Origin of the sequence: Xanthomonas sp. SHU 308 (assembly GCF_000364645.1) — a bacterium.
Taxonomy (GTDB): Bacteria; Pseudomonadota; Gammaproteobacteria; order Xanthomonadales; family Xanthomonadaceae; genus Xanthomonas_A; species Xanthomonas_A sontii.
In genome coordinates, this window is sequence record NZ_AQOK01000702.1 from 1 (window position 1) to 22,629 (window position 22,629).

At 65.2% G+C, this 22,629-nt stretch carries 18 protein-coding genes and 1 pseudogene; 11 read left to right on the forward strand and 8 right to left on the reverse strand.

The window, feature by feature from the left end; genetic code table 11:
• Window positions 1–221: 221 nt before the first annotated feature.
• The gene (locus D588_RS0119070; protein ID WP_017917115.1) at window positions 222–842 is read right to left on the reverse strand and encodes an alpha-ketoglutarate-dependent dioxygenase AlkB; all 621 of its coding nucleotides are present in this window, start codon (window positions 840–842) and stop codon (window positions 222–224) included.
• Between the two features lie 113 nt (window positions 843–955).
• Here D588_RS0119070 and D588_RS0119075 point away from each other — a divergent pair, with 113 nt between their 5' ends.
• Window positions 956–2,599, forward strand: a complete 1,644-nt coding sequence (locus D588_RS0119075; RefSeq protein ID WP_017917116.1) for an electron transfer flavoprotein-ubiquinone oxidoreductase — start codon at window positions 956–958, stop codon at window positions 2,597–2,599.
• A 97-nt stretch (window positions 2,600–2,696) separates the two neighbouring features.
• Here D588_RS0119075 and D588_RS0119080 read toward each other — a convergent pair whose 3' ends face one another.
• Complete coding sequence (locus tag D588_RS0119080; RefSeq protein WP_017917117.1) at window positions 2,697–3,329, reverse strand: CoA transferase subunit B; 633 nt, start codon at window positions 3,327–3,329, stop codon at window positions 2,697–2,699.
• Window position 3,330: 1 nt separating this feature from the next.
• Window positions 3,331–4,068, reverse strand: a complete 738-nt coding sequence (locus tag D588_RS0119085) for a CoA transferase subunit A (RefSeq protein ID WP_017917118.1) — start codon at window positions 4,066–4,068, stop codon at window positions 3,331–3,333.
• A 133-nt stretch (window positions 4,069–4,201) separates the two neighbouring features.
• Between D588_RS0119085 and D588_RS0119090 the strand changes: the two genes are divergently transcribed.
• Window positions 4,202–5,548 (forward strand): phosphomannomutase/phosphoglucomutase, encoded by a 1,347-nt coding sequence (locus D588_RS0119090; protein ID WP_017917119.1) that lies wholly within the window; start codon window positions 4,202–4,204, stop codon window positions 5,546–5,548.
• Between the two features lie 44 nt (window positions 5,549–5,592).
• Window positions 5,593–6,996: a mannose-1-phosphate guanylyltransferase/mannose-6-phosphate isomerase gene (locus D588_RS0119095; RefSeq protein ID WP_017917120.1), complete on the forward strand. Its 1,404-nt coding sequence runs from the start codon at window positions 5,593–5,595 to the stop codon at window positions 6,994–6,996.
• 83 nt (window positions 6,997–7,079) lie between these two features.
• Here D588_RS0119095 and rfbD read toward each other — a convergent pair whose 3' ends face one another.
• Genes rfbD through rfbB form a run of 4 tightly spaced genes read right to left on the reverse strand, consistent with a single transcriptional unit; the run spans window position 7,080 to window position 10,546 of the window.
• The gene (gene rfbD / locus D588_RS0119100) at window positions 7,080–7,994 is read right to left on the reverse strand and encodes a dTDP-4-dehydrorhamnose reductase (protein ID WP_017917121.1); all 915 of its coding nucleotides are present in this window, start codon (window positions 7,992–7,994) and stop codon (window positions 7,080–7,082) included.
• Entirely contained in the window at window positions 7,991–8,548 is a 558-nt protein-coding gene (gene rfbC / locus D588_RS0119105; protein WP_026143888.1) for a dTDP-4-dehydrorhamnose 3,5-epimerase, read from the reverse strand. Before rfbC ends, rfbD begins: the two co-directional genes overlap by 4 nt.
• A complete protein-coding gene (gene rfbA / locus D588_RS0119110; RefSeq protein ID WP_017917123.1) occupies window positions 8,545–9,432 on the reverse strand; it encodes a glucose-1-phosphate thymidylyltransferase RfbA in 888 nt (295 codons plus the stop codon). The genes rfbC and rfbA overlap by 4 nt, the downstream gene beginning before the upstream one ends.
• 58 nt (window positions 9,433–9,490) lie before the next feature.
• Window positions 9,491–10,546, reverse strand: coding sequence for a dTDP-glucose 4,6-dehydratase (gene rfbB, locus D588_RS0119115; RefSeq protein ID WP_017917124.1), 1,056 nt, complete (start codon window positions 10,544–10,546; stop codon window positions 9,491–9,493).
• A 219-nt stretch (window positions 10,547–10,765) separates the two neighbouring features.
• On the opposite strand from rfbB, the gene D588_RS0119120 reads away from it, so the two are divergent.
• The 8 genes and pseudogenes from D588_RS0119120 to D588_RS28005 all read left to right on the forward strand — a co-directional run bounded on the left by D588_RS0119120 (window position 10,766) and on the right by D588_RS28005 (window position 19,019).
• Window positions 10,766–11,512, forward strand: coding sequence for an electron transfer flavoprotein subunit beta/FixA family protein (locus D588_RS0119120; RefSeq protein WP_017917125.1), 747 nt, complete (start codon window positions 10,766–10,768; stop codon window positions 11,510–11,512).
• Window positions 11,512–12,453 carry an electron transfer flavoprotein subunit alpha/FixB family protein gene (locus D588_RS0119125; protein WP_017917126.1) on the forward strand — a complete coding sequence of 314 codons (942 nt, stop codon included), beginning with the start codon at window positions 11,512–11,514 and terminating at the stop codon, window positions 12,451–12,453. The genes D588_RS0119120 and D588_RS0119125 overlap by 1 nt, the downstream gene beginning before the upstream one ends.
• A gap of 20 nt (window positions 12,454–12,473) precedes the next feature.
• Window positions 12,474–13,476 (forward strand): annotated as a pseudogene (locus D588_RS25470) (lysylphosphatidylglycerol synthase transmembrane domain-containing protein).
• A 93-nt stretch (window positions 13,477–13,569) separates the two neighbouring features.
• The gene (locus tag D588_RS0119135; RefSeq protein WP_017917128.1) at window positions 13,570–14,958 is read left to right on the forward strand and encodes a UbiA family prenyltransferase; all 1,389 of its coding nucleotides are present in this window, start codon (window positions 13,570–13,572) and stop codon (window positions 14,956–14,958) included.
• On the forward strand, window positions 14,958–16,265 hold the full coding sequence (locus tag D588_RS0119140) for an FAD-binding oxidoreductase (protein WP_017917129.1): 1,308 nt from the start codon (window positions 14,958–14,960) through the stop codon (window positions 16,263–16,265). The genes D588_RS0119135 and D588_RS0119140 overlap by 1 nt, the downstream gene beginning before the upstream one ends.
• A gap of 2 nt (window positions 16,266–16,267) precedes the next feature.
• Window positions 16,268–16,996, forward strand: a complete 729-nt coding sequence (locus D588_RS0119145; protein WP_026143889.1) for an SDR family oxidoreductase — start codon at window positions 16,268–16,270, stop codon at window positions 16,994–16,996.
• On the forward strand, window positions 16,993–17,418 hold the full coding sequence (locus D588_RS0119150) for a GtrA family protein (RefSeq protein ID WP_017917131.1): 426 nt from the start codon (window positions 16,993–16,995) through the stop codon (window positions 17,416–17,418). The genes D588_RS0119145 and D588_RS0119150 overlap by 4 nt, the downstream gene beginning before the upstream one ends.
• Window positions 17,415–19,019: a hypothetical protein gene (locus tag D588_RS28005; protein ID WP_152182539.1), complete on the forward strand. Its 1,605-nt coding sequence runs from the start codon at window positions 17,415–17,417 to the stop codon at window positions 19,017–19,019. Before D588_RS0119150 ends, D588_RS28005 begins: the two co-directional genes overlap by 4 nt.
• Window positions 19,020–19,890: 871 nt before the next feature.
• Here D588_RS28005 and D588_RS0119155 read toward each other — a convergent pair.
• A partial coding sequence (locus D588_RS0119155) for a glycosyltransferase (RefSeq protein WP_157836491.1) occupies window positions 19,891–22,629 on the reverse strand: 2,739 nt, incomplete at its 5' end.

Here is a 22,629-nt window from a genome sequence, read left to right on the forward strand (position 1 = left end):
ACCGGGAGAGGGGTCGGGGGTGAGGGTGCGGCGGCCGCAGAGCCGTCTTCCCCAGACACGTCCCCAGCCATCCGACCCTCATCCGCCCCTTCGGGGCACCTTCTCCCAAAGGGAGAAGGATCACGGCTTCGCTCCCCTCTCCCACCGGGAGAGGGGTCGGGGGTGAGGGTGCGGCGGCCGCGGAGTCGTCTTCTTCAGACACCTCCCCAGCCACCCGACCCTCATCCGCCCCTTCGGGGCACCTTCTCCCGAAGGGAGAAGGGATCAAGCGCAATGCGTCGAAACGTCAGATTGATCCGCTCCCCCACCGGCTTGGCCGTACGCGGCAGCGCATGCCGGTACAAGCGTTGGGTCTCGCCTGCCATCAGCAGCAGCCCGCCGGAGGTCAGTTCCAGCGCCTGGCGCAGTACCGGCTCCCGACGATGGCGCAGCACGAAGCGACGCGTCGCACCCAGGCTCAGCGAGGCGATCACCGGCGTCGGACCGAGTTCGCGCTCGTCGTCGCTGTGCCAGCCCATGGCGTCGCGGCCGTCGCGGTAACGATTGGCGAGCACGCTGTTGAACGCCACCCCGGTCTCGGCCACCAAGCGCGCGCGCAGCGGCAGCAGCGCTGCTGGCCACGGATGCGGCGCGAAGCGGGTGCCGGAATAACGGTAGCTGGCGTCGGCGTCGCCGATCCAGCAGCTCAGCCGCGGCGAATCGACCAGCTTGCCGAACAGGCGGATCCGGTGCACCTCCCATGGCACCTCATGCAGCAACTGCGTGCACAGCGCCGCGGCCACGGCCGGGTCCAGCCACTCGGGATACCAGCGCAGATCGGCGCCGGGCAGGTCCAGTTCCATCGCGCCACGCTAGCATGCCGGCGGCCACCATACGCCAGCGTGCGGAATTTGCCCCTTCACGCGCAAACCCTGAAAATGCGGGCAGCCAGAACGAGCCAACGGGAGCGGAGCAGATGACGGGAACCGAGGGCGGCGCCAACGCGCCGCAGCCAGTGGAGCGCGACGTCATGGAATACGACGTCGTCACCGTCGGCGCAGGCCCGGCCGGGTTGGCGTTCGCGATCCGGCTCAAGCAGCTCAACCCCGACATCTCGGTCTGCGTGATCGAGAAGGCCAGCACCATCGGCGCGCATATCCTGTCCGGCGCGGTGATCGAACCGGCGCCGCTGGACGCGCTGCTGCCGGGCTGGCGCGACAACCCGCCGCCGATCTGCGTGCCCGCGGCCGAGGACGAGTTCTGGTACCTGAGCAAGGACGGCGGGCACAAGTTCCCGATGGTGCCGCCGGGCATGCGCAACCACGGCAACTTCATCGTCAGCCTCGGCGCGATGTGCGCCTGGCTGGCGCCGCAGGCCGAGGCGCTGGGCGTGGAGATCTACCCTGGCTTCGCCGCCGCCGAGACCCTGCACGCCGAGGACGGCACGGTGCTGGGCGTGCGCATCGGCGACATGGGCGTGGCCAAGGACGGATCGCACAAGCCCGGCTACACCGCCGGCATCGACATCCGCGCCAAGGTCACGGTGCTGGCCGAAGGCGCGCGCGGACACCTGACCAAGCGCCTGATCGCGCGCTTCGCGCTCGACGCCGGGCACGATCCGCAGGCCTTCTCGATCGGCATCAAGGAGCTGTGGCAGCTGCCCGAGGGCCGCGTCAGCCCCGGCAAGATCGTGCACACCCTGGGCTGGCCGGCCGACAGCAAGACCTATGGCGGCAGCTTCCTGTACCACCTGGAGAACAACCAGGTGGCGCTGGGCTACGTCAGCGGCCTGGACTACCACGACCCCGAATACCGCCCTTGGGAAGCCTTCCAGCAATGGAAGAACCACCCGATGATGAAGTCGCTGCTGGATGGCGGCACCATCCTCTCGGCGGGTGCGCGCGCCATCGCCAGCGGCGGCTGGCAGTCGCTGCCGAAGGTGGAGATGCCCGGCGCGCTGCTGATCGGCGACACCGCCGGCCTGCTCAACGTGCCCAAGATCAAGGGTACCCACCAGGCGATCCGCAGCGGCATGCTCGCCGCCGAACACCTCGCCGCCGGTGCCGCGCTGGACCCGGCCGGCTTCGACGCGCGCCTGCGCAACTCCGAAGTGATGGCCGAGCTCCGTCAGGTACGCAACATCAAGCCCGGCTTCAAGAAGGGGCTGTGGTTCGGCCTGCTCAACGGCGCCTGGGAAACCCTGGTCAAGGGCGCCTCGCCGTGGACGCTGAAGGTCGGCGCCGACTGGAAGAGCCTGGACCGGCTGGGCGAGCACGAGCAACCCAAGCGCGACTACGTGCAGCGCGAGCTGGCGCCGCGCGACCGCCTGCAGGGCGTGTACTTCGCCGCCACCGAGCACGACGAGGACCAGCCGGTGCACCTGCACGTGCTGGATCCGCAGATCTGCGTGACCCGCTGCACCGAGGAATACGGCAACCCCTGCACGCGCTTCTGCCCGGCGGCGGTGTACGAGATCGTCGACGACGCGGCCGGCAAGCGCCTGCAGATCAACGCCGCCAACTGCGTGCACTGCAAGACCTGCGACATCAAGGATCCCTACGCGATCATCGACTGGGTGACGCCGGAAGGCGGCTCCGGGCCGAATTACCAGAACCTGTGAGCGCATGTCGTCTGCGACGCGATGTCGCAGAGCGGCATTTACTCACGTGCTGCGCTTATGCGCTCATTGAGAAAGGGGCAGTAATTTCGCCTCCCATTTAGGCAAGGCGAAACGGCACGCCGGTCTTGGCGACCAGTTCGGCCTCGTCCACGCCCTCGGCGGTTTCCACCAGCACCAGGCCGCTGTCGGTGACGTCGAACACGGCCAGGTCGGTGATGATGCGGTCGACTACGCCGACGCCGGTCAGCGGCAGGTCGCAGGCCGGCAGGATCTTGTGGCTGCCGTCCTTGGCCACGTGTTCCATCAGCACGACCACGCGCTTGACCCCGGCCACCAGGTCCATCGCCCCGCCCATGCCCTTGACCATCTTGCCGGGCACCATCCAGTTGGCCAGGTCGCCCTTCTCGCTGACCTGCATCGCGCCGAGAATCGCCAGGTCGATATGACCACCGCGGATCATCGCGAAGGAATCGTGGCTGCCGAAGTAGCTGGCGCCGGCGCGGGCGGTGACGGTCTGCTTGCCGGCGTTGATCAGGTCGGCGTCGACCTCGTCCTCGGTCGGGAACGGGCCAATGCCGAGCAGGCCGTTCTCCGACTGCAACCATACGTCCACGCCCTCGGGGATGTGGTTGGCGACCAGGGTCGGCAGACCGATGCCCAGGTTCACGTAGGCGCCATCGGTGAGTTCGCGGGCGGCGCGCTGCGCCATGTCGTCGCGGGTCCAGGCCATGTCAGGCGTCCTTCTGGCGCAGGGTGCGCTGTTCGATGCGTTTTTCGGGATGCGGGTTGTGCACGATGCGGTCGACGTAGATGCCGGGCAGGTGCACCTGGTCCGGATCCAGGCTGCCGGTCTCCACGACGTCCTCGACCTCGGCGATGCAGAGCTTGCCGGCCATCGCGCAGGCCGGGTTGAAGTTGCGTGCGGTCTTGCGGAACACCAGGTTGCCGGCGGCATCGGCCTTCCACGCCTTGACCAGGGCCACGTCGGCGCGCAGCGCGGTCTCCAGCACGTAGTGCTTGCCGTCGAACTCGCGGGTCTCCTTGCCCTCGGCCACCACCGTGCCGTAGCCGGTGGCGGTGAAGAACGCGGGGATGCCGGCACCGCCGGCGCGCAAGCGCTCGGCCAGGGTGCCCTGCGGGTTGAATTCCAGCTCCAGTTCGCCGGCCAGGTACTGGCGCTCGAACTCCTTGTTCTCGCCGACGTAGGACGAAATCATCTTGCGGATCTGTCGCGTCGCCAGCAGTTGCCCCAGGCCGAAGCCATCGACGCCGGCGTTGTTGGAGATCACCGTGAGACCGCCGACGCCGCTGTCGCGCAAGGCCGCGATCAAGGCCTCGGGAATCCCGCACAGGCCGAACCCGCCGACCGCCAGGGTCTGTCCGTCCGCCACCACATCGGCCAGCGCCGTGGCCGCATCGGGGAAAAGCTTGCCGCGCCGCCCGCACGCAGGGGTAGAGGTGTCGCCCATTCGCCAGCTCCGCATTGGAATGTAGACAGCTAGTTTAGCCGCTTGGGGACTGCGCCCCCCGCCGCACCGCCGCAACGACCGATTAAGCGCCGTAACGTTACACTCGGGTTTCCCCCAACTAGGACCCTCTTCCATGTCGCTTCCCGCATTCAAGGCCTACGACATCCGCGGTCGCGTACCCGACGAACTGAACGAGGACTTGGCGCGCCGCATCGGCGTGGCGCTGGCGGGGCAATTGGGCAGCGGTCCGGTGGTGGTCGGCCATGACGTGCGCCTGGCCAGCCAGGGGCTGCAGGACGCGCTGTCGGCCGGCCTGCGCGCCAGCGGCCGCGAGGTCATCGACATCGGCCTGTGCGGCACCGAGGAAGTGTATTTCCAGACCGACCACCTGCAGGCCGCCGGCGGCGTGATGGTCACCGCCAGCCACAACCCGATGGACTACAACGGCATGAAGCTGGTGCGCGAGAACGCGCGCCCGATCAGCTCCGACACCGGCCTGTTCGCGATCCGCGACACCGTCGCCGCCGACACCGCGCCGGCCGTCGAGCCGACCGCCGCCGAGCATCACCGCCCGGACAAGAGCGCCTACATCGAACACCTGCTCAGCTATGTCGATCGCGCCACGCTCAAACCGCTGAAGCTGGTGGTCAACGCCGGCAACGGCGGCGCCGGCGCCATCGTCGACCTGCTGGCGCCGCACCTGCCATTCGAATTCGTGCGCGTCTTCCACGAGCCGGACGGGCACTTCCCCAACGGCATTCCCAACCCGCTGCTGCCGGAGAACCGCGCCGCCACCGCCAACGCGGTCAAGCAGCACGGCGCCGACTTCGGTATCGCCTGGGACGGCGACTTCGATCGCTGCTTCTTCTTCGACGCCGACGGCCGCTTCATCGAGGGCTACTACCTGGTGGGCCTGCTGGCGCAGGCGATCCTGGCCAAGCAGCCGGGTGGCAAGGTCGTGCACGACCCGCGCCTGACCTGGAACACCATCGAACAGGTCGAGGAAGCCGGCGGCATCCCGGTGCTGTGCAAGAGCGGCCATGCCTTCATCAAGGAGAAGATGCGCAGCGAAAACGCCGTATATGGCGGCGAAATGAGCGCGCACCATTACTTCCGCGAATTCGCCTACGCCGACTCGGGGATGATCCCGTGGCTGCTGATCGCCGAACTGGTGTCGCAGTCCGGCCGTTCGCTCGCCGATCTGGTCGAGGCGCGCATGCAGAAGTTCCCGTGCAGCGGCGAGATCAACTTCAAAGTCGCCGACGCCAAGGCCGCGGTGGCGCGGGTGATGGAGCACTTCGCCTCGCATGCGCCGACGCTGGACTACACCGACGGCGTCAGCGCCGAATTCGCCGACTGGCGTTTCAACCTGCGCAGTTCCAACACCGAACCGCTGCTGCGCCTGAACGTGGAAACCCGCGGCGACGCGGCGCTGCTGGAGCAGCGCACCCAGGAGATCTCCGAGCTGCTGCGCGGCTGATCCCACCACCCTCCCCCTAGACGCACTATGGAGTTCCATCGCCCATGAGCGACGTCCTTCCCATCATCCTGTCCGGCGGCTCCGGCACGCGCCTGTGGCCGTTGTCGCGCGAGTCGTATCCGAAGCAGTTCCTGCCGCTGGTCGGCGAACAGAGCATGCTTCAGGCCACCTGGCAGCGCGCGGCCCCGGTCGCCGCGCATGCCCCCATCGTGGTCGCCAACGAGGAGCACCGCTTCGTCGCGGCCGAGCAATTGCAGCAGATCGGCGTGAAGCCGCATGCGATCCTGCTCGAACCCAAGGGCCGCAACACCGCGCCGGCGATCGCCGTGGCGGCGCTGGAGGCCGCGCGCGATGGCGCCGATCCGCTGTTGCTGGTCCTGCCGTCCGACCACGTGATCGGCGACGAAGCCGCCTTCCAGGCAGCGGTACGCGTGGCCGCCGTTGCGGCCGAGCAAGGCAAGCTGGTGACGTTCGGGATCAAGCCGACCGCACCGGAAACCGGCTACGGCTACATCAAGGCGGCGGCCGGCGACGGCGCACGCGCGGTCGAGCGCTTCGTCGAAAAGCCCGACCTGGCGACCGCGAAAAGCTACCTGGCCTCTGGCGAGTACTACTGGAACAGCGGCATGTTCCTGTTCCGCGCTTCGCGCTACCTGGAAGAACTGCGCAAGTTCCAGCCCGCCATCGCCGATGCCTGCACCAAGGCCTGGCAATCGGCCAAGCGCGATGCCGACTTCACCCGCCTGGACAAGGAGGCCTTCGCCGCCAGTCCCTCCGATTCCATCGACTACGCGGTGATGGAGAAGACCGCCGACGCGGTGGTGGTGCCGCTGGACGCCAAGTGGAGCGACGTCGGCTCGTGGTCGGCGCTGCTGGACGTGTCGCCGCAGGACGCCAACGGCAACGCCCACCATGGCGATGTGATCGAGATCGATTGCCGCAACACCTACGCCTACGGCTCGCGCCTGATCGCGATGGTGGGCCTGCAGGACGTGGTGGTGGTGGAGACCGACGACGCGGTACTGGTCGGCCATCGCCAACGCATCCAGGAAGTGAAGGACATCGTCGGCAGGATCAAGGCCGATGGGCGTTCCGAAGCCACCTGGCACCGCAAGGTGTACCGCCCGTGGGGCGCCTACGATTCGATCGACAACGGCCAGCGCTTCCAGGTCAAGCGCATCACGGTCAAGCCCGGCGCCACGCTGAGCCTGCAGATGCATCACCACCGTGCCGAGCACTGGATCGTGGTCAGCGGCACCGCCGAGGTCACGCGTGGCGAAGAGGTGCTGCTGCTCACCGAGAACCAGAGCACCTACATCCCGCTCGGCGTGACGCATCGTTTGAAGAACCCGGGCAAGCTGCCGCTGGAGCTGATCGAAGTGCAGTCGGGCAGCTACCTGGGCGAGGACGACATCGTGCGCTTCGAGGACACCTACGGGCGCACCTGAGTTCGGCGCGCGCCGCAAACGCAAAGAGCCGGGCATTGCCCGGCTCTTTGTTTTTCGGCTGCGTGGTTTAACGTGTGCGGCGGTCAGGCGGCCGGCGCTGCCGCGGCGAGTTCGCCGATCACCTGGCGCAGACCATCGCGCCACTGCGGCAGCTCCAGCGCGAAATCGCGCTGCAGGCGCGACACGTCCAGGCGCGAATACGCCGGACGCTTGGCCGGGGTCGGATAGTCCGCGGTGGTGATCGGCAGCACACGCGGCGCGCGCGGCAACAATCCCGCCGCCACCGCCTCGGCGAAGATCGCCTCGGCGAAACCGTGCCAGGTGGTCTCGCCGGCCGCGGTCAGATGCCAGGTGCCGGACGGCAGCGTCGCGCGCTGGGCCAGCACGCGCGCGGTGACATCGGCGATCAGCACCGCCGGCGTCGGCGTGCCGACCTGGTCGGCGACCACCTTGAGTTCGTCGCGGTCGGCGCCGACCCGCAACATGGTGCGCAGGAAATTGTGCCCGTGCGCGGCGTAGACCCAGGCAGTGCGGAAGATCAGGTGCTGCGCCCCGGAGGCGCGGATCGCCTCTTCGCCAGCGAGCTTGGTGGCGCCGTACACGCCCAGCGGCGCGGTCGGCGCGTCCTCCGGATAAGGCTGGGTGCCCTGGCCATCGAACACATAGTCGGTGGAGTAATGCACCAGCGGCATGCCGTGCGCCGCGCACCAGGCGGCGATCGCCGCCGGCGACTCGGCATTGGCGCGGTGCGCCGCTTCCGCGTCCTGCTCGGCACGATCGACCGCAGTGTAGGCCGCGGCGTTGACCACCGCCGTCGGCCGCAGCCGGTCCAGCAGTTCGCCCAGGGTCTGCGGCTGGTCGAAATCGGCGCGCTCGCAGGCGCTGCCGTCTGGCAACTGGCCGCTGCGCGTGGTCGCGACCACCGGCCCCTGCCCGGCCAGCGCCCGCAGCAGTTCCTGCCCGACCTGGCCGTTGCCGCCGAAGACCAGCACGCTCATGGCTGGTAGACCGGCAGGCGCTCGACCGGGATGTCGGCCAGGGACGGCGCAACCGCGTCCTTGCCCGACAGCACCGGCTCGGAGATCGGCCAGTCCACGCCGATCGCAGCATCGTCCCAGCGCACGCCGGCATCGGCTTCCTTGACGTACACGTCGGTGCACAGATAGCTGAACACCGCGCGCTCCGACAACACGGCAAACCCGTGCGCGAAGCCTTCCGGAATCCAGAACTGCTTCTTGTTCTCCGCGCTCAGCACCACCGCGGCCCAGCGGCCGAAGTGCGGCGAGCCGTGGCGGATGTCGACGGCGACGTCGTACACCTCGCCTTCCAGCACGCTGACCAGCTTGCCCTGCGGCCGCGGCCACTGGTAATGCAGGCCGCGCAGCACGCCCTTGGCCGAGGTGGAGACGTTGCTCTGCACGAACTTGGTCGGCAAGCCGTGTTCACCAAAACGCTCGGCGTTCCAGGTCTCGAAGAAATAGCCACGCGCGTCGCCGAACACTGCCGGCTCGATCACCACGCAGCCAGGCAGATTGGTTTCAATCACTTTCACGGAACGGATCCTCGTACAGCCAGTTCATGCAGGTAGGTGCCATAAGCGTTCTTGCGCAGCGGAGCGGCAAGTGTCTCCAGCTGCGCCGCGTCGATCCATCCCTGCCCGAAGGCGATCTCTTCCGGGCAGCAGACCTGCAGGCCCTGTCGCGACTGGATGGTCTCGATGAAATTGGAGGCCTCGTGCAGCGACTGGTGGGTGCCGGTATCCAGCCACGCGTAGCCGCGACCCAATGCCTCCAGGTGCAGTTCGCCGGCCTCCAGGTAACGGCGGTTGAGATCGGTGATCTCCAGTTCGCCGCGCGGCGACGGCGTCAGCTCCGCGGCATGGTCGCTGGCCTGACCATCGTAGAAATACAGGCCGGTAACCGCGTAGTTGGAGCGCGGCTTGGCCGGCTTTTCCTCGATGTCGATGACCTTGCCGGAGGCGTCGAACTCGGCCACGCCGTAGCGCTCGGGGTCGTTGACCCAGTAGCCGAACACGGTCGCGCCATGCTGGCGCGCATCGGCGCGGCGCAGGGTCTCGGTCAGGCCGTGGCCGTGGAAGATGTTGTCGCCCAGCACCAGGCAACTCGGTTTGCCGGCGACGAAGTCGCGGCCGATCAGGTAGGCCTGGGCCAGCCCGTCCGGGCTCGGCTGCACCGCGTACTGGATGTCCATGCCCCACTGCGCGCCATCGCCCAGCAGCGCCTGGAACAGCGCCTGCTCGTGCGGGGTGTTGATGATCAGCACCTCGCGGATGCCGGCCAGCATCAGCACGCTGAGCGGGTAGTAGATCATCGGCTTGTCGTACACCGGCAGCAGCTGCTTGCTGACGCCCTTGGTGATCGGGTACAGCCGCGTGCCGGAGCCGCCAGCGAGGATGATGCCCTTGCGTTGTGTCATGAGGTATTTCCTGGTGAAGTCCGCACGCGCATGGGCGGATTCTTGCGAGGGACTGGCGTTATGCCGCGGTGCCGATGCGTTCCAGCCGATAGCTGCCGTCGAGCACGCCCTGCACCCAGTCCTGGTGGCTCAGGTACCAGTCCACGGTGAGCGCGATGCCCTGTTCGAAGGTGTACTGCGGCTCCCAGCCCAGTTCGTTCTTCAGCTTGGACGCATCGATGGCGTAGCGGCGGTCGTGGCCGGGCCGATCGGCGACGTAGGTGATCTGGCTGGCGCGCGGCTTGCCGTCCTCGCGCGGACGCCGCGCGTCCAGCAGCGCGCAGATCGCCTGCACCACCTCGATGTTCTGTTTCTCGGAATTGCCGCCGACGTTGTAGGTCTCGCCCACCTTGCCCTTGGCCAGCACGGTGCGGATCGCCTCGCAGTGGTCGCCGACGAACAGCCAATCGCGTACCTGCTTGCCGTCGCCGTACACCGGCAGCGGCTCGCCGGCCAGCGCCTTGGCGATCACCAGCGGGATGAGCTTCTCGGGGAAGTGGTACGGGCCGTAGTTGTTGGAGCAGTTGGTGGTCAGCACCGGCAGGCCGTAGGTGTGGTGGAACGCGCGCACCAGATGGTCGGACGCGGCCTTGGACGCCGAATACGGCGAGTTCGGCGCGTAAGGCGTGGTTTCGCTGAACTTGCCGGTCTCGCCGAGCGTGCCGTAGACCTCGTCGGTGGACACGTGCAGGAAGCGGAACGCGTCGCGGCGGTCTTCAGGCAGCGCCTTCCAATGATCGCGCACAGACTCCAGCAGGCCGAGGGTGCCCACCACGTTGGTCTGGATGAAGGCGCCGGGCCCGTCGATCGAGCGGTCCACGTGACTTTCGGCGGCGAAATTGACCACCGCGTCGGGCTGGTGCTCGGCGAGCAGGCGGCCCACCAGATCGCGGTCGCCGATATCCCCGTGCACGAACACATGGTCCGGGTTGCCGTCCAGCGACGCCAGCGTGTTCAGGTTCCCGGCATAGGTCAACGCGTCCAGGTTGATCACACGGATGCCGCGCGCCACCGCCTCGAGCACGAAGTTACCGCCGATGAAGCCGGCACCGCCGGTTACGAGCCAAGTCGCCACTGTATTTCTCCCAATTTCGCGCCGAAAGCGCGCCTTATGCAAACCTCGCAGGATATACGCTTTATATGAACAGATCGTCGTTCGATGCCTCCGATGAAGTGCACCAAACCAGACCATACGCCCTCGCATGGTTCTCCGCGCCCGGTTAGAATCCTCCGACTGCCCCGCGCCAGCCGCCGCGGCCGGGCCTTCCCGCACTGCTGAAGGATCTCGTACACGATGAAAATCCTCGTCGCCTACAAGCGCGTGGTGGACTACAACGTCCGCATCCAGGTCAAGCCGGACGGCTCCGGCGTGATCACCGAGGGCGTCAAGCTCTCCGCCAACCCGTTCGACGAAATCGCCCTGGAAGAGGCGCTGCGCCTGCGCGACGCCGGCATCGCCAGCGAGGTGGTGGTCGCCACCATCGCCCCGGCCGACGCCGCCGCGCACCTGCGCAACGGCCTGGCGATGGGCGCCAACCGTGCCATCCACGTGGTCGCCGACGCGGCGATCCAGCCGCTGACCGCGGCGCGCACCCTGCTCAAGCTGGTCGAGCAGGAGCAGCCGGACCTGGTGATCCTGGGCAAGCAGGCGATCGACGACGACGCCAACCAGACCGGGCAGATGCTGGCCACGCTGTGGGGCCGTCCGCAGGCGACCTTCGCCGGCAAGCTGGTGGTGGCCGACGGCAAGGCGACGGTGACCCGCGAGGTCGACGCCGGCCTGGAGACCCTGGAAGTGGACCTGCCGGCGGTGGTCACCACCGACCTGCGCCTGAACGAGCCGCGCTTCATCAAGCTGCCGGACATCATGAAGGCCAAGAGCAAGCCGCTGCAGACGCTGGCCTTCGCCGACCTGGGCGTGGAGGCCAACGACAGCCTCACCACCACCCACTACGCCCCGCCGGCCAAGCGCAGCCGCGGCGTGATGGTCAAGGATGCCGCCGAACTGGTGGCCGCACTCAAGCAGAAGGGGTTGCTGTAATGGCCAAGATCCTCGTCGTCGCCGAACATCTCAACGGGCAGCTCAACGCCGCCACCGCCAAGTGCGTCAGCGCCGCGCAGGCGCTGTCGGCCGAGGCCATCGACATCGTGGTGCTGGCGTCCGATCCGGCCGCGGTGGCTGCCCAGGCCGCGCAGATCGCCGGCGTCGCCCGCGTCCTCACCGTCGCCAACTCCGCCAACGAACACGCCATCGCGCAGGTGCTGGGCCCGCAGATCGCCGCCTTGGCGAAGAGCTACACCCACGTGTTCGGCCCCTCCACCACGTTCGGCAAGGACCTGATGCCGGTGGTGGCGGCCCTGCTCGGCGTCAACCAGATCTCCGACCTGATGGCGGTGGACGGCGACTACGCGTTCAAGCGCCCGATCTACGCCGGCAACGCCATCATCAGCGTGCAGGCCCCGGCCGACCAGATCGTGGTCGCCACCGTGCGCAGCGCCTCGTGGCCGGAAGCGGCGCAGGGCGGCAGCGCGGCGGTCGAAGCGGCCAGCGTCGACGCGGCGCTGCCGAGCCACACCCGCTTCGTCGGCCTGGCTGCGGGCAAGTCCGACCGCCCCGACCTGCAGAGCGCCAAGCGCGTGGTCTCCGGCGGCCGCGGCGTCGGTTCGGCGGAGAACTTCCAGATCGTGTACCAGCTCGCCGACAAGCTGGGCGCGGCGGTCGGCGCCTCGCGCGCGGCGGTCGACGCCGGCTACGTGCCCAACGAACTGCAGGTCGGCCAGACCGGCAAGATCATCGCGCCGGAGCTGTACGTGGCGATCGGCATCTCCGGCGCCATCCAGCACCTGACCGGCATCAAGGACGCCGGCACCATCGTCGCGATCAACAAGGACCCGGAATCGCCGATCTTCGAGATCGCCGACATCGGCCTGGTCGGCGACCTGTTCACGGTGCTGCCGGAGCTGGAAAAGGCACTGGGCTGAGCAGTCAGGAGGACCTGGGGATGATGCCGCACGGCGCCGACGGCGTGCCCGCGCCGCGCCACCGTGCGGATCATCTGGCGGCGTTCGTCGTGCTGCTGTGCGGCGGCTACCTGGCTGCCCTATGGTGGGTGGACCGCGGCAACGGCACGTTCGCCCGGCTCGGCGCGGTCTGGCCGTTGCTCGCGCTGGCGGTGCTGCCGGTCTCGGTCAGCTACCTGTTGCGCTTCTGGCGCTGGCGCTGGCTGCTGCAACGGCAAGGCCATGCGGTGCCGTTCTGGCTGGGCTGGGCCGCCTACCTGGCCGGCTTCGCCTTGACCGCGACCCCGGGCAAGGCCGGGGAATTGCTGCGCATCCGCTATTTCGCCCGCATGGGCGTACCGGCCGGGCGGACGCTGGCGGTATTCGTGTTCGAGCGCGCCTCCGACCTGCTGGTGATCCTGGCGCTGTCGCTGTTGGCTGCGCCGGTCTTCCCCACCCTGGGCACCCTCGCCGCGGTGGTGTTGGGCTTCGTCGCGCTGCTGTTCGGCGCTGCCGCCTGGCCGGCCCTGCTTACATGGCTGGAGAATGTGGGCGCGCCTGCCCGGCCGCTGGCTGCGGGGGACGGCGCAGTTCGCCGTATTCGCCGCCATGGAGTTGCGTGCCTGCCTGGGCGCCTCGCAACTGGTGCGCAGCCTGATTGCCGGTGCCGGCGCCTGGGGCCTGACCTCGGCGGTCTTCGTCGGGCTGTGCAGCGGCCTGGGCCTGGACCTGGACCCGCTGGTCGCGTTCGGCATCTACCCGCTGGCGATGCTGATCGGCGCGCTGTCCTTCGTGCCCGGCGGTGTCGGCACCACCGAACTGGCGATCGTGCTGATGCTGGACCGGCTGGGCGTCGCCACCGCCGATGCGATCGCAGTCGCGGTGGCCGCGCGGCTGGTGACGCTCTGGTATGCGGTCGCCGTGGGCGCCCTGGCGATGAGCGCAACCGAGTTCCTGCAACGGCGTCAGCGGACTGAGCGGGGCCAGGGCGTGTCGCGGGTATAATCGCGGCCCCGCTATGCATCACCAGGCCGCAGAATGTCCGTCCCCCCCAGCTTTCCCGCCGACCGCCCGGCTGCTTCAGGGCGCGCGCTCTGTGTGGATCTGGACGGCACCCTGCTGAATTCGGACATCCTCTACGAGTCCCTGCTGGCCCTGCTGGCGCGCAATCCGCTGTACGTGTTCCTGCTGCCGCTGTGGCTGCTGCGCGGCAAGGCCGCGCTGAAGCGCGAACTGGCCGCGCGGGTCACGCTCCCGGCCGAGACCCTGCCCTACAACGAGCACGTGCTGGAGCTGCTGCGTACGACCACGCAGCGCCCGCGCGTGCTGTGCACCGCCTCAGACCAGTTGCTGGTCGCGCCGATCGCCGCGCACCTGGGCCTGTTCGAAGAGGTCATCGCCAGCGACGGCCAGCGCAACCTGTCCGGCCGCAACAAGGCCGACGTGCTGGTGCAGCGGTTCGGCGAAGGCAATTTCGACTACGCCGGCAATGGCCGCGTGGACCTGCACGTATGGGACAAGGCCGGTGGCGCCTGGGTGGTCAACAACGGCAACGGACTGCGCGCCGCTGCCGCACAGCGCACCACCGTCCACGGCCACTGGCCGGCGCCGCCGCGCGCCCGTGCCTGGCTCAAGGCGCTGCGCCTGCACCAATGGCTGAAGAACCTGCTGGTGTTCGTGCCGCTGCTGACCGCGCATCGCTTCCTGGACGGCGCCTCGGTGCTGCAGTCGGTGATCGCCATGGTCGCGTTCGGGCTCTGCGCCTCCGGCGTCTACGTGCTCAACGACCTGCTCGACCTCACCCCCGACCGCCAGCATCCGCGCAAGCGCAAGCGGCCGTTCGCCGCCGGCCGGCTGCCACTGCTGCAGGGCCTGTTCGCCGCGCCCGCCCTGACCCTGGCCGGACTGGCGCTGTCGCTGGCCTGCAACCTGCAGTTCACCCTGGTGCTGCTGGCCTATTACGTGATGACGCTGGCGTACTCGCTGCGCCTCAAGCGCATCGTGATGATCGACGTGGTGCTGCTGGCGGCGCTGTACACCGTGCGCATGATCGGCGGCGCGGTCGCGATCGACCTGGAGCTGTCGTTCTGGCTGCTGGCGTTCTCGATGTTCATTTTCCTCTCGCTGGCGCTGCTCAAGCGCTACACCGAGTTGCACGCCATGCTGGGCAGCGGCAAGACCAAAGCTAGCGGGCGCGCCTATTCGGTGGAGGACCTGGTGCTGCTGCAGTCGATGGGCGCGGCGGCCGGCTACATCGCGGTGCTGGTGATGGCGCTGTACATCAATAGCCCGGCAAGCGTGCAGTTGTATCGGCATCCGCAGCTGCTGTGGCTGATCTGCCCGGTGCTGCTGTACTGGGTCAGCCGGGTGTGGATCGTGGCGCACCGCGGCGACATGCACGACGACCCGATCGTGTTCGCCGCCACGGACCGGGTCAGCCAGATGGTCGTCGTGTTGTGCGGGCTGTTCGCGCTGAGCGCCATCTGATGGCGGACGCCGGGCAGTCCTGGGGGCGCTACCCACGGGTGACGCAAACGCTGCTGCCGATCGCCGACCGGGCGGCTGCGCTGCCGGCCTTCGCCGGCCACGCACTGCCGCGGGGCAATGGCCGCAGCTACGGCGACAGTTGCCTCAACCCGGACGGCACCCTGCTGTGCGCCCGCGGCCTGGACCGCTTCATCGGCTTCGACCCGGCCTCCGGCCGCCTGCGCTGCGAGGCGGGGGTCACCCTCGCCGAGATCATCGATCTGGCACTGCCGCAAGGCTGGTTCCTGCCGGTGACCCCGGGCACCCGCTACGTCACCGTGGCCGGCGCCATCGCCAACGACGTGCACGGCAAGAACCATCACCGCACCGGCAATTTCGGCCACCACGTGCTCGCCTTCGAACTGCTGCGCAGCGACGGCAGCCGCCGCCTGTGCACACCGCACGACGATGCCGGGGGCTGGTTCGCGGCCACGGTTGGCGGACTTGGCCTGACCGGGCTGATCACCTGGGCGGAGATCCAGTTGCGCCGCGTGCCGGGCCCGGCCCTGGAGACGGAGAACATCCGCTTCGGCTCGCTCGACGAGTTCTTCGCGCTGTCCGCCGCCTCGGCCGACAGCCACGAGTACAGCGTCGCCTGGATCGACTGCCTGGCCAGCGGTCGCGCCCGCGGCCGCGGCCATTTCACCCGCGCCGATCACTGCGCCGGCCTGCCCGAGGAGCGCCCGGTCTCGCCCGGCAAGGGCCTGGCGATGCCGCTGACCCCGCCGGTCTCGCTGGTCAACAAGCTGTCGCTGCGGCCGTTCAACGCGCTGTACTACTGGCGCCAGCCCGCGCGCAGCAAACGCCGGCTGAGCCATGTGCTGCCGTTCTTCTATCCGCTGGACGGTATCCGCCACTGGAACCGCATGTACGGCCCGCGCGGCTTCCTGCAGTATCAGTGCTTGCTGCCGCCGGCCACCGCACGCGACGGTGTGGATGCGCTGCTGGCGGAAATCGCCCGCAGCGGCAGCGGCTCCTTCCTGGCGGTACTTAAGGAATTCGGCGACCTTCCTTCGCGCGGCATGCTGTCCTTCCCTCGCCCGGGCACCACGCTGGCGCTGGACTTCCCCAACGACGGCGCCGACGTACTGCGCCTGCTGGAGCGGCTGGACCGGATTGTCGACGCCGCTGGCGGCGCTCTGTACCCTGCCAAGGACGCGCGCATGTCCGCCGCCTCGTTCCAGCGCGCCTATGCCCGCTGGCAGGACTTCAACCGCTATCTCGATCCCCGCTTTTCTTCCGGCTTCTGGCGCCGGGTCACGGAGTGAACATGCAACGCGTCCTCATCATCGGTGCCACCTCGGCGATCGCCGAGGCCACCGCCCGGCACTACGCCGCGCGCGGCGCGGCCCTCCACCTGCTCGGCCGCCAGGCCGCGCGCCTGGACGCGATCGCGTCGGACCTGTCGGCGCGCGGCGGCAGGGCCAGCGTCGGCGTGCTCGACGTCAACGACAGCGCCGGCCATGCGGCGGCCTTCGATGCCGCCTGGGCCGCGCTGGGTGGCGTGGACGTGGTGCTGATCGCCCACGGCACACTGCCCGACCAGGCCGCGTGCGACGCCTCGGTCGAGCTGTCGATGCGCGAGTTCGCCACCAACGGCACCTCGACCATCGCGCTGTGCGCCGCACTGGTGCCGCGCCTGCGCACGGGCGCGACGTTGGCGGTGATCTCGTCGGTGGCCGGCGACCGCGGCCGCGCCAGCAATTACTTATACGGCAGTGCCAAGGCCGCGGTCAGCGCCTACCTGAGCGGCCTCGGCCAACGTCTGCGCTCGGAGGGCATCAACGTGCTCACGATCAAGCCGGGTTTCGTCGATACGCCGATGACCGCCGCCTTCAAGAAGGGCGTGCTGTGGGCCAAGCCCGACCAGATCGCCAAGGGCATCCTGCGCGCGGTGGACGGCCGCCGCGCGGTCGCCTACCTGCCCGGTTTCTGGTGGGCGATCATGCATGTAATCAAGCTAATCCCAGAACCAATTTTCATGCGGATCAAGCTATGAAGCGCATCCGCTTGATCACGCTGTACCTGGCTTTCGCAGCGGTCGCCGCCGCAGTCAATATCGGCACCCAGTGGATCGCTGTACGAGCTTGGCTGTGGCCATCAACCACAGTTCCGGCCAGCATCGCCGCCGGCACACTCACAGGGCTGCTTGTGAAGTACCTGCTGGATAAGCGTTGGATTTTCCGTTTCGCCACGCGTGACGCCCGCCACGATACGCGCACCTTTGCTATGTATACCGTGATGGGAGGCATGACCACGCTAGTCTTTTGGGGTAGCGAACTGGTTTTTCATTGCCTGTTCGGCAGCGAGGGAATGCGCTATGTGGGTGCCATCATTGGCCTTGCGATCGGCTACGTTTCCAAATACCAACTCGATAAGCGCTTTGTTTTCATCAACCGTGGGACTTCCTACTACCCATGATCAGTCGTTCCATCCCTGCCGCGCAATCCACCCGCCCCGCGAGTACGACCTGGATGCGCGTACTGCCTTGGCTGGCCCTACTCGCCTCCGGCGCATTCTGCATTCATTACTACCTAGAGCTTAAAAAGGGCTTCTTCGACGACGTATACATCTACCTCGCCGTTGCGCGCAATGCGATGGACTACGGCACGTGGCAGTACTACCCACACCTGGCAGAGCGCGGCGCGCTACTGGCATCTTCACCGATAAGGATCGTGGTATTGACCGCAGCCGCCGCGTTGTCCGAGCTTTTCGGCCACGGACAACGCACCCTTCTAGATGCAAAAATCACGATCTTACTCAGCGGTATGATCACGTGGCTGGTCTTTTTGCCATTTTGGCGACGGAATTTGACCGCATTTGCTTGGCTAGGCGCAACATTGGCACTTCTGTCCACCTGCCTAGACACTATTTTCGAGTTTGAGGGTGGCCTTCTACTGATGTGGGTTGCCACTTTAGCAATGCTGGTACGCCAACAGCCCACAAACCTGCGCTTGCTAAGCTGGCTGCTTCCACTGGGCCCACTCATTCGCCCCGATGTGAGCCTACCAATTCTGGCTCTTTACTTCGTGCATATCGGCACCCGCAACCGGAAAGCACAACTGCTGCCTCAGATCAAATCCATCCTGATGCCGCTAGTAGTCTTTTCAATTGCATGGGTCACTCTTTGCGCGCTACTCAGGGTCTGGCCAGTTCCGGTCACATACTGGGGGAAATCCGCCCTCCCGTTCTTGTTTGAGAAGACAACACTACTTGTTGCCTTACCCGAACGACTTGGCATTTCACTCCTATTACGCTCGCAATTTCCATCGAATGTCAACACGATTGCTGGCTGGGCATGCATTCTCGGCACACTAGGAGCGCTAGCCCTCAATAAACCACGAATCAATCGAGTTGCCATCGCCGCAATGGTCTTGTGCTACGTCATTATTTTTTTTCGCATGCCAGCAAATTTCTGGTGGTATTATCAGAATATCCTTAGCCTGATAATCGGAGCACTATTAGGCCGCTCCTTTTTCACGCAGCGAAAGGACTCACAAAATATGATAGCCGGCGCCCTGGGCGTTTTACTGATCACGTCACTGTGCTATGGAAGGCTACCGAACGACGGCCCAAACCAATGGCGCACTGGCGAGCAAACGCGAGCCCAAGGCTATTTGTCACTTGCAGTGTCGCGCACCGATCATGGCACCTTTAAACTTCCCGAGACCGGGGAATTCATCTTGCGAAATCCTGAAATTGGGATGATTTCCTATTATTCGACACTACCGATTTTCCAATGGGATTCAGCCGGCTTGGCACAACCCTTGGACAACCCTTTGGTCACCCAAAGCCACATGCGCTATTTTTATCCAACCAAATTGCGTCGGACAGCACTTGAAGATGCTCAAGATATCGTTAATCGTGTTGGTCACCCGATTCCAGTACTTGATGTCTGGGCGATGGAGGACCGCGATTACTCCAAAGCGCGCACGAAATGCCATTGGGTACTACCCAAGCAGGCTCTCTGCATTAACCAGTATCGGGTATTGGAGCCCGCTAAAGGGAGGGAAGCGAAGTGAGGCATCCGATCAAAGTCATTTACATTGGGCTTCTGTTCTTGGGGGGATGCGGGGGCAAGCCTAGTGATGCAGAAGCACTGCTGACCCAGAATCCGCCACCGCCTGAAACTGATTCCAACATAGCGAACACGCCCCCCTCTGCAACTGCCGACACCTCCTTTCTTAAATTAAGTGGCGTAAAGGGCTTGATGCGAGCTGAGCTAATGCAGCCGACATGCTCGAAACTGGTCACAGCGATTATCAAGTGGAATAGTCCGACCAAGGACGGTACAGAGCTATGGGTCGGACCAGAGGACAAGAAGCAACTAGTGTTCGCCGGCGGAAGCAACGAGAGCCCAACAATTCCTGGCTGGGTCGCGCCCGGGCAAATATTTACACTGCGCGCCAGCCACAGCAATCAAGAACTGGACAGATTAATAATACCTGGCACCGCCTGCCCATAGCGGTAATGGGCACCGACGAAAATGATCAGGCCATGAACAATCTATAGTGGGAAATACGAGAAAATAAGACGGGATTTAGGTGACTCACCAATGATGTATCGCATTACCCAATCTATATGCATTGACTGAAAAAACGCAGCAAATGCGTCTTTGTCAGGCAGCAAGCTGGATGGCAAAGCCCGGCCACGCATGCAGCCTTCTTAGAAAACCGACTATCCCGGCGTTCGGCATACGAGGACCGGCCGGAATAAACCACGGCAGCAAGAACCTGCCATGGCCACCTGGATCGGCGTTCACTATCCCATCCATGGCAGCATGCGGATATCGATGCAGAACCGACGGGAGCGATACAGAGCACATCAAGAGAACGGAAAATCGCCCCCCCAAAAACACTACTCAAATCTTGTAGACTAAATCGCACCTTATTTTCAACTAGCTCCATTTTTCACACGCGAATCGAATGCATCACTTATCACTCGCCAGACAGCCTCGCGCGAATAATTTTTTGCAATAAAATCACGCGACGCGCCGGACACTCGCTCCCACTCCGCATCATCGCGTAACAGCGTAACAATTGAAGCGGCCATATTCTGAGGGTCTGCACTGTGCGGCATGAAGATCGCTGCCTCGCCCAACCCTTGCATGCCCGTAGGCGTTGTGACGCATGGCAAACCGAAGCGCATGCTTTCGACTACCTTTCCCTTAACGCCGCCTCCAAAGCGCAACGGAGCCACAGACACTCGGGAAGTTCGGTAATAGCGCTCCAGATCTGCGTCGCTAACGTAGCCGGTAACGCGAATAGAATCGCTAGCAAGCGCTTGTACGTCCGCGTGAGGATTTGACCCGACCATCGTCAGATGAGCATCTGGCATGTCCTTGCGCACCAATGGCAATACCTCGCTGACGAACCAGATGGCGGCATCGACGTTCGGTGGATGCGCGAAACCGGCGACAAACAGAATGCCTTGACGGCCTCGCGGGCCTTCCAGCGCCGGGCCACTGACCGGATCATATGCATACAAGGGCACGGTCGCCGCCGCTCCCTGTACAGCCTCAGCCATGAACCACTGTTCGACATGACGGGTTTCGTCGGCTGACGGATACAGAACCACGTCAGACTTGCGCCACATCGTGTACTCCATGTCGCGAAAACGAGTCATCTCCGCCTCAAGACCGGCATCGTGCGCTAGCTTGAGTTGCTCCATCATCCTCAGGTGATGAATATCGTGCCCATAATAAATGACACGCGCGCCAGAATGCGCGCGGACAATATCCACCAAACCAATCGAAACATGCGGGCGATTAAGAATTACTGTAGAGAGATAATGGCCATTGTCGCGCATCCAATCCTCGAACCTACCGAAATATTCCCCTCCGCACAGTGACTCGATGCCGAGCTGCTGCAATGCCGGGGTGTAATCAGCATCGAAATAAGCATTTTCCGGCCAGAAGTGCACAGCATAGCCCTTCTGCACCAGTAGCGACATCAATTGCCAGGTGGCACGAGAGCCAGCATCGCGGTCTGGCTGCGGCACGTAATGATCAACCACCAGAACGTGTGAACGTCCGATAGAACGGTCGCGTGCCAAAAAAACATCCTGCGCATTGGGAAGGTGATCGCGCTCCAGGGTCTGGCGCCAGCGCTCAAAGAATTTCAGGCGATTGACGGCCTGGTAAGCCTTAACCCCGCTCGACTCATCCGTGCCGCTGGAAATGCCCTCATAATGCACCACAATCGAGGCCGGCTGCAGGTAAACCTTCAGGCCCTGCGCGCGGACCCGGAATGCCAAGTCAGTGTCCTCATAATACGCCGGTGCGTAATGCTCGTCGAAGCGACCAAGCGTTTCGAACAGATCGCGACGCAGCATGATCGACGCGCCCGATATATAGTCGACCTCCTTCAGATACGAATACGGTGCGCGTGCCGGATTCTCCATGCGACCGAAGTTCCAAGCGCTACCGTCCTTCCAGACGATTCCACCAGCCTCCTGCAAGCGACCGTCGGGATAGATTAGCTTAGAACCGACCATACCAGCGTCTTCGCGCTGAAATACAGACAGAAGCGCCTCCAGCCAACCCTTCGTTACTTCGGTGTCATTGTTAAGGAAGTACACGTACTCGCCGCGCGCCCTGCGCGCAAGCTCATTGCATGAGCGGAGGAAGCCCATATTCTGAGGATTTTCGTAATATATAAGGCCGGGAATCTGAGCGATTCGCGAAATCTGCGGATCGCCGGACGCATCCTCAGCGACCAGTATCTCGATCGGCACACTCGGCAAATGATCATATAATGATTGCAGGCACACCAATGTGCATGACAGGTTGCCGTAGACCGGAATCAGCACCGAGACTAGAGGTCGCTCCTCGTTCTCAAAGCGGATTCCGCGCAATGACGTCTCTGGGTCCTGCTCCACTTTTGCCGCCACAAGTTGCGGCGGTAGCGGCCGCGCCTCAGCCTCGCGCTCTGCCATCCAGCGCCGCACCAGCGTGCGCAGGTGCTTCAGCGCGGGGTGACGCACAAACGGCTTTCCGCGGAGCGACGCAACTACAGCACTCCAATCGCCACGCGCGACGCGACTTCCAAAACGAACCGCTCGCGTCAACCTCCAGGAACGCGACTCCAGTAAAGTTTTGAGTTGCTGCTCAAGATCGCGAATAACAGCACGGTACGCAGCGATATCTGCACCGTAATCGTGTCCAGCAATGGGAAGGGGCTCGACTAATCGGATAGCACCAACCTGCTGACGCCGAGCTTTCGAAGAAGACACCGATTCGCGAAGGAAATGCAGATCATCGCGCAACGCATCGATCTTGCCCTGACTTGCAGTCACTTCAGCTGCGTTTGCCTGTAGTTGCTGCTCGCTTTCAGCAAGGACTTGGCGAAGCTCTGACACTTCACGCTCCAACACACCGGCCCGCCGCGCGCTTTCCTCCGCGCTAGCCACAGCCACGCGCTTGTCTTCGGCAAATACCTCAATCAGCGCAGTTTTTTCCTGATAATCCGCTTGCACAGCACATAGCCGCTGAACCAGATCCACCCTCTCACTCTCGAGCTTGAGTGCCCAACGTACCTTTTCGTCGAATTCGCGCTGCAATTGCTCAAGCATGTCTAGCAGACGACTGCGCTCGGATTCCAGCGATTGCGCCCACTCAGTTCTGGCTTCAAA